Source organism: Mesorhizobium sp. M2A.F.Ca.ET.037.01.1.1, from assembly GCF_003998075.1.
In the GTDB taxonomy this organism is placed as follows: Bacteria; Pseudomonadota; Alphaproteobacteria; order Rhizobiales; family Rhizobiaceae; genus Mesorhizobium.
Genome location: NZ_RZSA01000066.1, coordinates 1 through 12,312 on the forward strand (window position 1 = coordinate 1; position 12,312 = coordinate 12,312).

A 12,312-nucleotide genomic window follows, 5' to 3' on the forward strand; every position below is an offset into this window, starting at 1 on the left:
GGTGATCGCGACGACCGCCGTGTCCTGCCAGCGCGCGCCGAGCCCTTTCTCGAATTCCTCGAAGGCGCCGTCGAGGCCGCCGAGCAGATTGGCGAGCCGCCCCGTCGCGCCGCCTTCGTTGACATGCGTGTCCCAGCCGTCGAAGGCTAAAGCCGCAATGCGCGGCCCGTCATCGGCCGCCATCAGCCTTGCAGCACCTTGCGCCGACTGGCGCATGCCGGCGGCATTGTCGAGGCCGCCCTTCGGCTTCATTGTCTTGCCGTCTAGCTGGTCGCCCATCGCCATGCGGTCGGCGTCGAGACCTTTCTGCAGGGCTGCGGCCAGCAGCGGGTCGCGAGGTCGAGCACGCGTTCGGCCAAGGCGTCGCCGGGCGTGGGCAGCGCCTGTGGCGCCCAGCCGAGCACGGGCGCTGCGCCACGGATCACCAGCGGCGTCGACGGCCCGACCGCGAGTCCGCCGGCCTTCGCGATCCTGTCACCCGCCGGCAGGCTGGCTAGAGCCCGGTTGAGCCAGCCGGTGGTGGCGTTGCCCGGACCGGGAAGGCCGCTTTCCAGCACGTCCTGGCCGTCGAAATGCGAGCGGTCGCGATAGCCGGTCGCAGCGGCGTGCACGACCGCCGCTTGGCCCGCCTTGAACAGGCGCGCAAACACCGGCATTGCCGGGCTGACGGCAAAGAAACCGTCGAGCGGCATTGCCGGGTTGGCGCCTGAAAGCGAAAGCGCGATATCGCCATGCAGGCCGGCATAGTCCGGATCGCCGATCGGCCCGACCGTCGACAGCCCATCCAGCGCGCCGCGCAGCACGATGACGATCAGGCGCGGGTCGCGGCTGTCGGCGGCGCGGGCAAAGCGCGGCAGATGGGCCCAGGCAAACAGCGCCCCGCCGGTCATCAGCATCGCGCGGCGGGACAGGCTTGGGGTTTCGCAAAGAAGGCTCATGGCCGCGTCTCCATACTGATCATCGGCGTTGGAACTCGGGCGCCGTCAACAGCAGCGCGAGGCCCTGCTGCCTTGATTCGGCGCGAGCGATCGCCTCTCGCGTCTCCGAAGAGACCGAGGCGCCGAGAAGGCTGGAAAGCATCTCGTCGGGATTGCCGATGTCGTCGGCCTGCCGCGCGGCTTGCCAGGCCATATCGAGACGCGTCTTCATGCCTTCGGCCGACGCCCAGGCGTCGGTGCTGTCGGAAAAGCCGTTCGGCCCCGGCGGCTGCCACAGCGGCTCGCCGAGCACGTTCAGCCAGCGCAGCGACCGCTGCGGTTCGTTGCCGGCGGTCGCGCCGACCGCCGTCGCAGCGCGACGACATAATCCAAGGGCGAGCGCAGCTTCGTGAGCGGCGTCGACCAGGCTTCGGGCATGTCGATCAGCGTCAACGCGATCGAGCGCAGGTCGCCGTCGGTCTTGGTGAAGACCGAGGCCAGGCGGGCGATCGCCGCCGCTGGCGGATCGTCGGCGATGAAATGGCGGGCAAGCTTGGTGGCGATGTGCCGCGCGGTGGCCGGATGGCGGGCAATGTCGTTGAGCGCGGCCTCCGCCTGGCCCATGCCGCAGTCGGGATAGGTCTTGCCGAGCAGCGCCGCCTTGCCCGGCTGATGCGCATTGGTGTTGAAGACGAAGCTTCCCGGTTCTCCCAGCCGCCCCTCGCGGCCCGCCATGGTCCAGCCGGTCAGCATGGCGGCGAAACTGGTGACGTCCGCCTGGGCATAGCCGCTGCCGACGCCGAGCGTATGCAGTTCCAGGATCTCGCGGGCGAGGTTCTCGTTGAGGCCGCGGCCGCGCCGCTTGCCGGCGCGCGAATCAGGCCCGATGGACTGTTGGTTGTCGAGATAGAACAGCATCGCCGGATGATGCTCGACAGCAAGCAGCATATCGGCGAAGCGGCCGAGCACGAAGGGGCGGATCGCCTCGCGCTCGAAGGCGCCGGCGCTTGCCCGGACGACCGGCGCCTTGGCGATTGAAACGCAGAAATGGTTCGACCAGAAGCCGACCAGCCGCTCCACGAAGCCCGGCGCCGCAGCAAGCGCCTTGTCGAACCGGGCTTGCGCCTCGTCGCGATAGATATCGGCCTCGAGGCGCGGCACCGCGGGTTTGGCTTTTGCATTGGCCGGGCCGGCTAGATCATCGGCCGCCATCGGCTGCATGACGGCCGGCGCCTTTTCACTCCGCGCCGCCTTGCGCTCCAGGGCCGCCGCCATGCTGGCCTGGATCGCCGCCGTGCTGTCCAGCAGCCCGGCATTCCTCGGATCGTCGGGGGAAATGAGCGCGATATCCTGCTGCTTGAGCTCGGCCTTGAGGTAGCTGCGCGGATCGGCGGCGATCTTGCCGAAATCGTCGCCCGGTCTTGCGCCGAGACCGAAGCGGTGGAGCGCGACCAGCGCCGGATCCGGTCGGACGGAATTGGAAACGGGTGCGGCCAATGAAGCCTCCGTCTGGAGTCGGCGTCGATCGTGCCGGCCGACATGTTCGATGGTTCGCAAGAGCGCTCACGACGCCGGCCGCAGCACCGGCGCCATGAGCGGGCCGTTACCAGCGGCGCCAGTGGTGCCAGCGGTGGTAAGGATGCCAGACCGGGCCGACATAGACGCGCGGTCCGCCCCAGTAATAATAGCCGGGGTAGATCACCCGGCGATTGGGGACGCAGCGGCCCCAATAATTGGGATGCCAACCCGGACCGCAACCCCAGGCGACATGCTCGATCATTGCCGGCGCGGCGGGCGCAACCGGCGCGATCGGCATGGCCGAAGCCGCGCTTGCCGCGGCCGTGCCGCCGATGGCGAGCGCGGCGGCGAGCGAATATTTCGTCAGACTGTTCATGGGATACTCCCGAAAGTTCCGAGGTTGAAGAGAACCTGCCCGCCGCCGAAGGCGCTCACAGGCTTGTCCCTCTTTCCCTTGAACGGAGCGCGCCCGCTTTTTCCGTCGCCGCCTATGGCGATTTTTTTGCGGGTGGCGGCTGTCGGCCGGCACGCCGAAGCAGTGCGTCGGCCAGCAGCTGGCGGTCTTCCGGCGAGCCCGATGCAGCGAATTCGACGATGCGCTGTTCCAGCCGCGCCCGCACGGTGACATCAGCGTTGCGCGCTCGCTCCAGGGCGGCGGCAAGCGCGTTGCTGTCGAGGGTCGGCTGCTGCAGCAGGTTCGCCGCCTCGCGCCGCGCGGCCTGGGCGTCGAGGATCACGTCGCGGGACTCTCGGCGCACCTCGCGCAGCGCCTGGCGGAAAATCTTGCGGTCGGCGGCGGGCAGCCGGCCGCCTGCCGATTCCAGCGAAAAGCCCGGATTGGATTTGCCGATCAGCCAGCCCGCCCCGCCGGCCACCGCGCCGATCAGAAAGACGTTGAGCACCAGGGATGCCGCGACAAGACGGGGGTTCATAGGTCCTCCTCCACCTGGTCGGCATCGGGTCCGGCGTCGCCGAACGACGTCGCGTTGGCGTCCATGACGTAATGGTCGGACTGGATATCCGGGCTGACGACGGTCACCAGCGCCAGCCCTGCCACGGCGCCAGCGAGCCCGACGCCCGCAAGCCCGAAGCCCAGCCACCAGAACCGCCGGCGCCGCTCCTGCCTAACCTCGGTCGTTGCCTGGGCGACGATGGCGCGATGCAGCGCCGGGCTGGGCGCCTCGGCCCGATGCCGGTCGAGCATGGCGTCGAGCCTGCCGGCGCGCGCCAGGATGGCGCGGCCTTGCTCGGTCTCGGCAAACAGTGTCGCAGCGGCCTGATCGGCCCGCGGCCAGCGGTGCAACGCGCCGCCATAGACGTCAGCCAACGCGGCGAAGCGCCCGGCATCCATCGGCCCGCTTGTGGTTTTCTCAGCCATATCGTTCCCCCTTCCACCGTTTTGACGTGGCCCCCCACGCCCTCATCCGCCAAGCCGGCAACTCCCTTGCTTTCTCAGTCATCGCCATCATCTCCGATAAGCATCGCCTGCAGGGCGCGGCGACCCCGCGCGAGCAGGCTTTCCAGCGCATCGACGCTGACCTGCATGGCGCCGGCGGCCTCGATGTTGGACAGCTCCTGATAATAGACCAGCACGATCGCCTCGCGCTGGCGCGGCGCGAGGCGCTGCAGCGCCTGGTTGACCCTGCGCTCTTCGTCGCCCGGCATGGCATCGGGGAGCGGTGCGTCATCGGCCACCTCCGGCAGCTCGTCCGTTACCCATTCGCGCCGGCGCCGCAGCCGGTCGTAGCAGAGGTTGAGCGCGACGCGATGGATCCAGGTGTCGAATCGCGCGTGCCCCTGGCGCCAGCCTGAGGCGTGGCGCCAGATGCGCACGAAAGTCTCCTGCGCGACGTCCTCGGCCTCCGCCGCGTCGCCCAGCATCCGCGCGGCCAGAGCCAGGATGCGCGGTAGCTTGCGCGCCACCATCGCCTGCATTGCGGCGGGGTCGCCGGCGCCAATGCGGCGTACCAGTTCCTCGTCCGGATCGGCGCCCATCAACAGGGGCGCTCGCATGTGTCATTGCGCGGCATAACCTCTTGGTCATTGCTCCTGCTTGGGAGCGGATTTGTGGCTCGGCCGCTCGTCGGCGCCGAGCACCCCGTCGCCATTCTTGTCCAGCTTGGCGAAGCGCTTGGCGAGGAAAGCGTCGAGTTCGCCCTTGTCGACGAAGCCGTCCTTGTTGGCGTCCATGCGCGCGAAGGATTTGGCCGGATCGCCTTTTGCCTTGCGTTCGGTCTGGAAAGCGGTCCATTCGGCGAGGCTGACCTTGCCGTCATTGTCGGTGTCGGCCCGCATGAACGCCTTTTTCCGGCGCGCCTCGAACTTTTCCAGCGTCAGGCCGAACTTGGTTTGGTCAGGCTTGGCGGCAGCCCCAGTGTCCGGCGTCGTCTGGGCGGGGGCAGGCGTCGTCGTCTGGGCGACCGCGACAGTGGTCTGCAGGCCAAGGGCAAAGGCGAATAGGCGGATCATGCTCTCGTCTCCGGTTGGCGCGGCCATTGGCGGCCACGCTTCAGCCGTTGAACGCGGCGAGGAGCAAAATCCGTCGGTCCTTTTAGCCGGACGGCAATCCATCCGATACGGTTGCGCCGGACCGGAATGCGTCCGAACGGAAGCTGCGACTATCTCTGGTTGTCGACCACCACCAGCTGGTCCGGCTTGAAGCCGGCATGCTGCGGCGTCCAGACGTCGCCTTCGCGGTTGAACCAGTGGCACAGATACGTGCCGGAGGCCGCGCCGTCGCTGATAGTCATCTCCGGGCCTCCGGATTTCAGCCTGACGACGTCTCCGGTCTTGAAATTGTTGGGCATTTCGACCTCCCATGCTGACCGGCCGAGTTTCCCACCAACAGCTACTCCCGACAATGGTCGAGATGCGCCGATGACATGGTACAGGGTTGGGAAGATGTCGATGCCGCTTGGCTGGCACGCCGTGCAGCGCTCCATATGTGGCCGGATTATGTCGGGCTTCGCAGGCGAAGCGAGCGACCTGATCGCTCCGTGTCTTCAATCGCTGTCGTGCTGAGGGGCCGGCGGCTGCGCCGGCTGGCTGTCTTGTCCGGCCGGGCGGACGGTCATGGACCTTTCATTGGGCCACAATGCCTGTGCCTTCATAACCGCTGCCAGGAGATTCTCTGCTTCAACGCTTCCGATCTCGGTTAGAAGCGGGCTGTTGCCGCCTGCTGCGAAATCGACGTGATAGACAGTCCAACTCCTCATTGCATTTCCGGCAATTGCGTCTCGGCGCGGGCACGCGGATGGAAGCCCGGCTCGCTTTTGTGGTTAGGATTTTGAGGTCCGCGAGCCGGGCATGCGCCAACCGATGGGCGGGGGGCTTGGGGTTATCAGCCGGCGCGATGGCGAGACTGTCTGATTTGCCCCCTGGTCCACAATCGACCGAGGTCCATCCTGCCGGACGCATTGGTCCGAAAGGACAAAAGATATAGCCCCTTATTCCGTTGGGGCAGATTGCCTGTGCCGGTGATCTGTCAGCGCGGGCTTGGCAAAATCTGTCGGCGCCATCAGATACCTGTCTCAGGCCGCCGGCATTGGGCGCGGATCGAGTCCGGGTCAAAAGGCGACAAAGACGCCGCTCTGGAGAGCCGGCAACCCGCGCTGGATCACGTTTCTCCTGGATGGAGGCGAACCTCTTCCTCCGCAGGCAGCGTTTGCGGCTGAAGCAACTCGGAAGGCGAAAGTGGACCGCCTCAGGGCAAGGTCCACTGGCATCAGCGACCAAATCAAAGTTCGAAAGATCGGGTCGTCGCCATACCACCCGGTCATTTCATAGCGCTCCATCTCAGGGATACGGCCTGACCCTGGCGATCGAACCGGCGCATTCGGAGAGGCTTGTGCGGAAGAGCGAAAAACACTAAGCCAGCCCGCGTGGGGCCTGTAGCTCAATGGTTAGAGCCGGCGGCTCATAACCGCTTGGTTGGGGGTTCGAGTCCCTCCGGGCCCACCATTCAGTCTGCGAGTTCTGGCGCGTTTTCGACCATCTCAGAATAGTGTCGACATTTCCGTAGGTTACCGGCGCACTTGCGGCAACGCTTGGCTGAGACAACCCCGTCTGGGCCTAGAATGGCTCGATTTCGGACCTTCGTCTCTGCAGCCCCATTTGCGTAGCCAACTGTTTGGAAAAGCGATGCTCGGGCGATGGTCGGAATCAGAAGCCGAGGAGGGCAGATTGATCGGACCATGCGAGGGGAAGGCGGGACAGGCGCGACAGCCCATGGGCTGTGAGTTCGACTGGCTGGATGCCGGCGATAATCTTCGACACGATCTTCGGCGAGAGAAACGCCAGCGGCAGCAGCCTGCTCACCTCAGAGACGGTGGTCGCGTTCAAGCTGGCGATCTCCGTCAGGCTTCGACCCGAGCCATCGGTGAGTTGATGGAGATAAAGCTGAGAGCGATAGACCACGTCGATCAACGCTGCATCCGGCTCCGAGCCGTTGGACGAGGGATCGGTTAGTACGATGCGCATCTCGACGCCGCGTCGCTTGATTTCAAATGGGCATGTGATCGACAGCGTTTCAGCGCCGCCGTCGGATGGCAAAGCCCTATCGAGCAGATGTTCGGATAGTCCCCGGCAATCAATGTCGACGGTCAATGCCTTCTGACCAAGTGCGATGCGGCGAGCGAGTTTCTGAAAAAGCGATCGCTTAGCGTCGGCAGTCTCGAAGCTCCAGGCAGTCCTGACTTCAGCCGCGCGGCTCATCGCGTATTGAATCTCGCCGGGACCTCCCCAACGCCGAATCAAATCAGCGATTTGGCTGTGATCGCTGAGAATACGATTCAGCTGAAGCTCAACGACTGATTCAACTGCATCGGCAGGAAGACGCCATCCGTCGGAGCTGCGGCGCCGCTGATCAACAAACTGTTTTGAGACATAATAGCGATAGCGAACGCCTCGCTTGTTGGCATGCACCGATCGAAGGTTCTCGCCATGTTCGTCAAAGAGAAGTCCGGTGAGAAGGTGCGGCTGAGTGACGTTCGATTTGCTCCTCCGGCGTGGTGCTTGAGACGCCAGGAGCGCCAGCGCCTCTTTGAACACCGGGCCTGCGATGATCGGCTCGTGCTCGCCGTCGTGGACCTGATCCTTGTGCTTGATCTTGCCTATGTAGATGGGATTCGAGAGCAGGTGATAAAGATTGCCGCGGCCGAACGGCATCGTCACAGCAAGGGTCCCATCCTGGCGCTCGCGGGTGCGCGTCGTGAGACTGTCCCGCGCCGCTTCGTCAGCAAGGTCGCGCACTGACTTCAGCACAAGGTAGCGCTTGAAGAGAAGCCGAACGATCTTCGCCTCGCCGTCGTCGATGACTAGCTTGCGATGCTCCACGCGATAGCCGAGCGGCACGACACCGCCCATCCACATGCCCTTCTTCTTCGATGCCGCGATTTTGTCGCGGATGCGCTCGGCTGTGACCTCGCGCTCGAACTGCGCAAAGGACAGAAGCACGTTTAGCGTCAGCCTGCCCATCGATGTGGTGGTGTTGAACTGCTGGGTCACAGAGACGAATGACGCCGAGCTGGCATCGAAGATCTCGACGATCTTCGAAAAGTCCATCAGCGAGCGGGTGAGGCGGTCGATCTTATAGACGACCACTACATCAATCTTTTTGTCGCGAATGTCTTGAAGCAGCCGCTGCAGAGCGGGGCGCTCCATCGTTCCACCTGAGATGCCACCATCGTCATAACGATCAGGGACGAGCTTCCAGCCAAGGCCGACCTGTGAGGCAATGAACGCCACACAGGCCTCGCGCTGGGCGTCGAGCGAGTTGAATTCCTGATCGAGGCCTTCCTCGCTCGATTTACGAGTGTAGACCGCGCAGCGCAGGCGACGTGTCGCGTTGCTGCTCATAAGCCAAAGAACCTCGGACCGGACCAATGCGCGCCGGTGATCTTGCGCGCGATCGACGATAGCGAGGGATAAACCTTGGCCTCAAAGACGAAGCCATCCTCGAGCACGTCGACGATGTGGGTCTTGCCGTTCCAGTCACGGACCAACCGTGCGCCTGGCAAAACTAGTTTGCGCTTTGGAGCGGCAGTCACCTTGATGTCGTCAGTGCCAACGCTAGGTTGCCTGTCACGGTCGGCGACCTTCTTCTCGACCCGGTCTATGGCGGACCTGAGCATGCGACGCGTCTCGGTGGAAAATCCACCGAGACGTTTTGCCTGAAGATGCCAGGCTGCTGCCCTGATCAGAAGCTCACGCCTGACACCTTTCGGTGGCGAGCATCTGTAGATCTTCTCCCATTGGGCTGCGAGATCCTCGCGGGAGAGGTCGCCTAAGGCGGCGACCGCTGCTTCGATGTCGAGCTTAGCGCGCATGAGGCTTAGGCGCCCTCGCGCCGTCATCGATGCGGTAGCGGCGGACGCCATCCTTGCCGACATCGCTGACCAGGTTGAGGCCAAGCTTCTTCTTGACCACCGCCGACAAGAAGCCCCGTACCGAGTGTGCCTGCCAGCCTGTGACCTCCTTCAGCATCTCGATGGTGGCGCCTTTGGCCAGGCGAAGTTTCTACAGCACTAGGTCCGATTTGCTCTGCTTGCTCTCGTTGCGGGCCGCAGCCTTCGGTGGCTTTGCCGGTCCCGCCTCCGCACCAGCGTCAACGTCACGAGCTCTCTTCTTGGGCGACTTCGCCTTCTTCGCCCGCTTGGGCGGGGTCTCGAGCGCGTCCCAAATGTGCTCACGCGGCTCCGGCGGGATCTGAAGCTTGTCGTTGTCGGATTCCGTGCTTTGATCGGTGCCGAGTGTTGCCATGATCGTTCTCCTTCAGTGTCAGTGCCGGCCAATCCGGCGCCTGTACTGACTTGAGCCCGGCTGGCGGGCTGGAGAGAGACCTTGGTTTTGGTGGCGATGGATACCGCCTCTTCGTTCCCCACACCAATGCTTGCGCGCGCAAGGAAGTCCAGCCGAATGTGCCTTGACGGCTAGCTATTTGCGAAATGGCAGGTAAGAAGCAGTTGGGCTTCGATTGTTTCAAAACTGAGGAATTTTACACGATGTCGGACGAACACGATCACGCTCACGCTGCTCTGATCGAACTGACCGCAGATATTGTGTCTGCGTATGTCAGCAAGAATGCCGTTCCGGTGGCGGGACTGCCAGAGTTGATCGAGAGTGTGAACGCGTCGCTGTCAAAGATTGGGCAGCCGTTCGAAGAGCCGAAGCCTGCACTGACGCCCGCCGTGAATCCGAAGAGGTCGGTGACGCCGGACTACATGGTCTGCCTTGAGGACGGAAAGAAGTTCAAGTCGCTCAAGCGCCACCTGAGCACGCACTACGGTCTAACGCCCGACGAATACCGCACCAAATGGGGCTTGCCCGTCGACTACCCGATGGTTGCGCCGAACTATGCTGCAACCCGCTCACAGCTGGCTAAGGCTAGCGGACTAGGGCGCAAGGCGTCGACCAGCGCCGTGAAAAAGCGTTCATCTGGGCCAAAGGCCAAGTAACGGGAAAGCCTAAGGGCGACGCCGCTTTGGGGCCGAGAACAGACCGGCAGCTTCGGTCTACGACACTTCACGAGCGGACAGTTAGATTGGGCGTGCGCACGTCGCGGTGTGACCGTTGCTGACCATCGTAGGCGCTTTGCGTCCAAAGCAATTCGGCGAGTGACGCGTGGCGAGCCTATCGCCCGCGTACTCCGCCAGTGGGCCCGAAGAACGGCCTGATTGACGAATTCCCCCGGCGGCTCCAGATTGGGATACAAGGTGTGCCGCTGGGACGCACGATAGCGGCGTGGGCGGGATATATGAGCGAAGCGAGCGACGGCAAGCGGCCCCATCGTCCCTGGCATGGTCTTGCCGCCCGGGCGATGATAGGTCTTGTCGCTCTCGCTCTAATGGTCGGTGCGATCAGCGTCATCGCTGTCCAATCCTTCAACGAATTGCGGCAAAGCTTCGACTCGGTGGCCGACGTCCAAGTCGAGGCCATCCAGACCGCCGCCGAGCTGCGGCAGCGCGCCCAAGCAATCACACGCCTGGCGCCATCGCTGTACGCAAAAGGGCTGGAGCAGGATGCCTTGCTCAACTTCTCGCTCCTCAGTTTCAAGGAGCAGTCAAAACTTCAGGAGCTGACCGGCAAACTCAAGTCGCAGACAAGCAAGGACCTCTCGGAGATTGAAGAGACGACGGCGGAACTGTTCCGGAATCTCGATACGCTTGCCACCACACTCTACGACCGTGCTGCAACCGAAGATGCGTTGGAGGGGTTGCTCCAGCGTATCTTTCGCATCGCCGTATCTGGAAAGGCCGACGGCGTCCTAGCCCTGCATGGTGCCCTCACGAATGAGGTGACTGCGACGGCCCTTGGGCTTGCTACGGCGGGCAAACCTGAAGAGCTGCAGACTATGGCGAATGAACTGCGGCCAAGGATTTCCTTGCTGGCTACGGCAGACCCCAATTTGGCAAGGCAGTTTGAAGAGGCCTTGCTGGGCCCCCGGGGCGTCGTGGAACTGAAGGGCAGACTATTCCGCTTGTTCGATGATATTCGCGGCCAGTTGGCTGACAACGAGCTTTTCTCCGGCAAGCTGGTTGCGGCCGCCGACGTCATTTCTCAAGAGATTGCTCAAGATGTTGACCATCAACGCAGCGCACTTGACGGCCGGCTGACGGCGCGTGCCCGGGTCCTCTCGTTGATTGCCGTCCTGGCGGTGGTTGGAGCCATACTCATTGCTGGTTACTTGCAGGCGTCGGTCGTCGGCCGCATTCGCAAGTTGAGCCTCGCCATGCTGGAAACGAGCCCTCCTGCGAAATTGGAGACGCTAACAAAAGGCAACGACGAGATATCGGATCTAGCTCGGGCCTTTGTCTATTATGCGCAGGAAATCAATCGGCGCGTGAAGGAGCTCGCTATTCTCAATTCCGTCGGCGAGGCGATGGCGAAGACGCTCAATGTGAAGACAGTAACCCGCATTGTGGGAGACAAGCTGCGCGAAATATTCAGCGTTGAAGTCGCAGAAATCCTTTTACACGATGACAAGTCCGATCTGATCACCGTCCCCTATGCTTATTACAATGGGTATCGACAGCCTGAGCCATTTGCGATGGGCGAGGGTCTGACCTCGAAAATCATCCTGTCCGGCGAACCGCTCGTTATCGGCTCAAACGATCGCGCCGATGAGTTGGGCGCTCTTGCGCCGACGGAAGAGGACGAAACGGAATCCTATCTGGGCGTTCCGATCATCGCAGCCGACAAGACTCTGGGCGTCGTCAGCGTGCAAAGTTACGAGAAGAACGCCTTCAATGAAGCTCAAATGCATTTGTTGCAGGGGCTCTCAACCAGCATGGGCGTTGCGATTGCCAACGCGCGCCTTTTCGATGAGACCCAACGCCTTCTCAAGGAGACAGAGGATCGGGCCGCGGAACTGGCTATTCTAAATAGCGTAAGTGAATCGATGGCGAAATCGTTGAATCTTGAGACTATCGTTCGCCTCGTGGGAGACAAGGTTCGTGAAATCTTCGGAACTGAGGTGGCAGAAATACTATTGCATGATGATGCGTCGAACCTAATACGTGTTCCATTCGCATACTATAGAGATAAATATGTGTCTATTGAGCCATTTCCGATGGGCATAGGAGTAACTTCTAAGGTAATAATAACAGGCAAACCCTTGGTTTTTCGTACCTCAGCGGAGGGAAGGGAGTTAGGCGCATATTTCCCAAAAGAAGAAGACAGAACTGCCTCTTATATTGGCGTGCCAATCAGCGCCGGTAACAAGACTATAGGCGTCCTCAGCGTACAGAGTTATCAGGCCAGCGCCTTCAATAATGGTCATTTGCGCCTGTTGCAGACGCTGGCGTCCAATATGGGCGTAGCCATCGCCAATGCCCGCCTGTTCGACGAAACTCAGCGCTTGCTCAAGGAAACCGAGGAT

Annotated in this window: 12 protein-coding genes, 1 tRNA gene and 2 pseudogenes; 3 read left to right on the forward strand and 12 right to left on the reverse strand. The window is 62.7% G+C overall.

Going from position 1 to position 12,312, the window contains the following annotated elements; all coding sequences use genetic code 11:
- From EOA27_RS05785 to EOA27_RS05820, 8 genes and pseudogenes are all read right to left on the reverse strand, one after another.
- Positions 1–938, reverse strand: a pseudogene (locus EOA27_RS05785) (DUF1501 domain-containing protein); the annotation flags it as partial.
- A gap of 19 nt (positions 939–957) precedes the next feature.
- Positions 958–2,414: pseudogene (locus tag EOA27_RS05790) on the reverse strand (DUF1800 family protein).
- 106 nt (positions 2,415–2,520) lie between these two features.
- A complete protein-coding gene (locus EOA27_RS05795; RefSeq protein ID WP_126079656.1) occupies positions 2,521–2,811 on the reverse strand; it encodes a hypothetical protein in 291 nt (96 codons plus the stop codon).
- A gap of 112 nt (positions 2,812–2,923) precedes the next feature.
- Positions 2,924–3,337 carry a periplasmic heavy metal sensor gene (locus EOA27_RS05800; protein WP_245467281.1) on the reverse strand — a complete coding sequence of 138 codons (414 nt, stop codon included), beginning with the start codon at positions 3,335–3,337 and terminating at the stop codon, positions 2,924–2,926.
- A gap of 26 nt (positions 3,338–3,363) precedes the next feature.
- Entirely contained in the window at positions 3,364–3,813 is a 450-nt protein-coding gene (locus EOA27_RS05805; protein ID WP_126079654.1) for a hypothetical protein, read from the reverse strand.
- A gap of 74 nt (positions 3,814–3,887) precedes the next feature.
- On the reverse strand, positions 3,888–4,430 hold the full coding sequence (locus EOA27_RS05810) for an RNA polymerase sigma factor (protein WP_126079653.1): 543 nt from the start codon (positions 4,428–4,430) through the stop codon (positions 3,888–3,890).
- 45 nt (positions 4,431–4,475) lie between these two features.
- Positions 4,476–4,904, reverse strand: a complete 429-nt coding sequence (locus EOA27_RS05815; protein ID WP_126079652.1) for an acid-shock protein — start codon at positions 4,902–4,904, stop codon at positions 4,476–4,478.
- Between the two features lie 149 nt (positions 4,905–5,053).
- Positions 5,054–5,242, reverse strand: a complete 189-nt coding sequence (locus EOA27_RS05820) for a DUF2158 domain-containing protein (protein ID WP_126079651.1) — start codon at positions 5,240–5,242, stop codon at positions 5,054–5,056.
- Between the two features lie 1,077 nt (positions 5,243–6,319).
- On the opposite strand from EOA27_RS05820, the gene EOA27_RS05825 reads away from it, so the two are divergent.
- A tRNA-Ile gene (locus tag EOA27_RS05825) sits at positions 6,320–6,395 on the forward strand.
- Between the two features lie 201 nt (positions 6,396–6,596).
- On the opposite strand, the gene EOA27_RS05830 is transcribed toward EOA27_RS05825, so the two are convergent.
- The 4 genes from EOA27_RS05830 to EOA27_RS05845 are packed head-to-tail and all read right to left on the reverse strand — an operon-like array spanning position 6,597 to position 9,194.
- Entirely contained in the window at positions 6,597–8,291 is a 1,695-nt protein-coding gene (locus EOA27_RS05830; protein WP_126079531.1) for a recombinase family protein, read from the reverse strand.
- Positions 8,288–8,761, reverse strand: a complete 474-nt coding sequence (locus EOA27_RS05835) for a DUF2924 domain-containing protein (protein ID WP_126079530.1) — start codon at positions 8,759–8,761, stop codon at positions 8,288–8,290. The genes EOA27_RS05830 and EOA27_RS05835 overlap by 4 nt, the downstream gene beginning before the upstream one ends.
- The gene (locus EOA27_RS05840; RefSeq protein ID WP_281059396.1) at positions 8,751–8,942 is read right to left on the reverse strand and encodes a DUF3489 domain-containing protein; all 192 of its coding nucleotides are present in this window, start codon (positions 8,940–8,942) and stop codon (positions 8,751–8,753) included. Before EOA27_RS05840 ends, EOA27_RS05835 begins: the two co-directional genes overlap by 11 nt.
- A gap of 9 nt (positions 8,943–8,951) precedes the next feature.
- Entirely contained in the window at positions 8,952–9,194 is a 243-nt protein-coding gene (locus EOA27_RS05845) for a hypothetical protein (RefSeq protein WP_126079528.1), read from the reverse strand.
- 242 nt (positions 9,195–9,436) lie between these two features.
- Here EOA27_RS05845 and EOA27_RS05850 point away from each other — a divergent pair, with 242 nt between their 5' ends.
- Together EOA27_RS05850 and EOA27_RS05855 are read left to right on the forward strand one after the other, a co-directional pair.
- On the forward strand, positions 9,437–9,889 hold the full coding sequence (locus EOA27_RS05850) for a MucR family transcriptional regulator (protein ID WP_126083575.1): 453 nt from the start codon (positions 9,437–9,439) through the stop codon (positions 9,887–9,889).
- Positions 9,890–10,188: 299 nt separating this feature from the next.
- Positions 10,189–12,312, forward strand: a 2,124-nt coding sequence (locus EOA27_RS05855; RefSeq protein WP_127255723.1) for a GAF domain-containing protein, incomplete at its 3' end; no start/stop codon positions are given.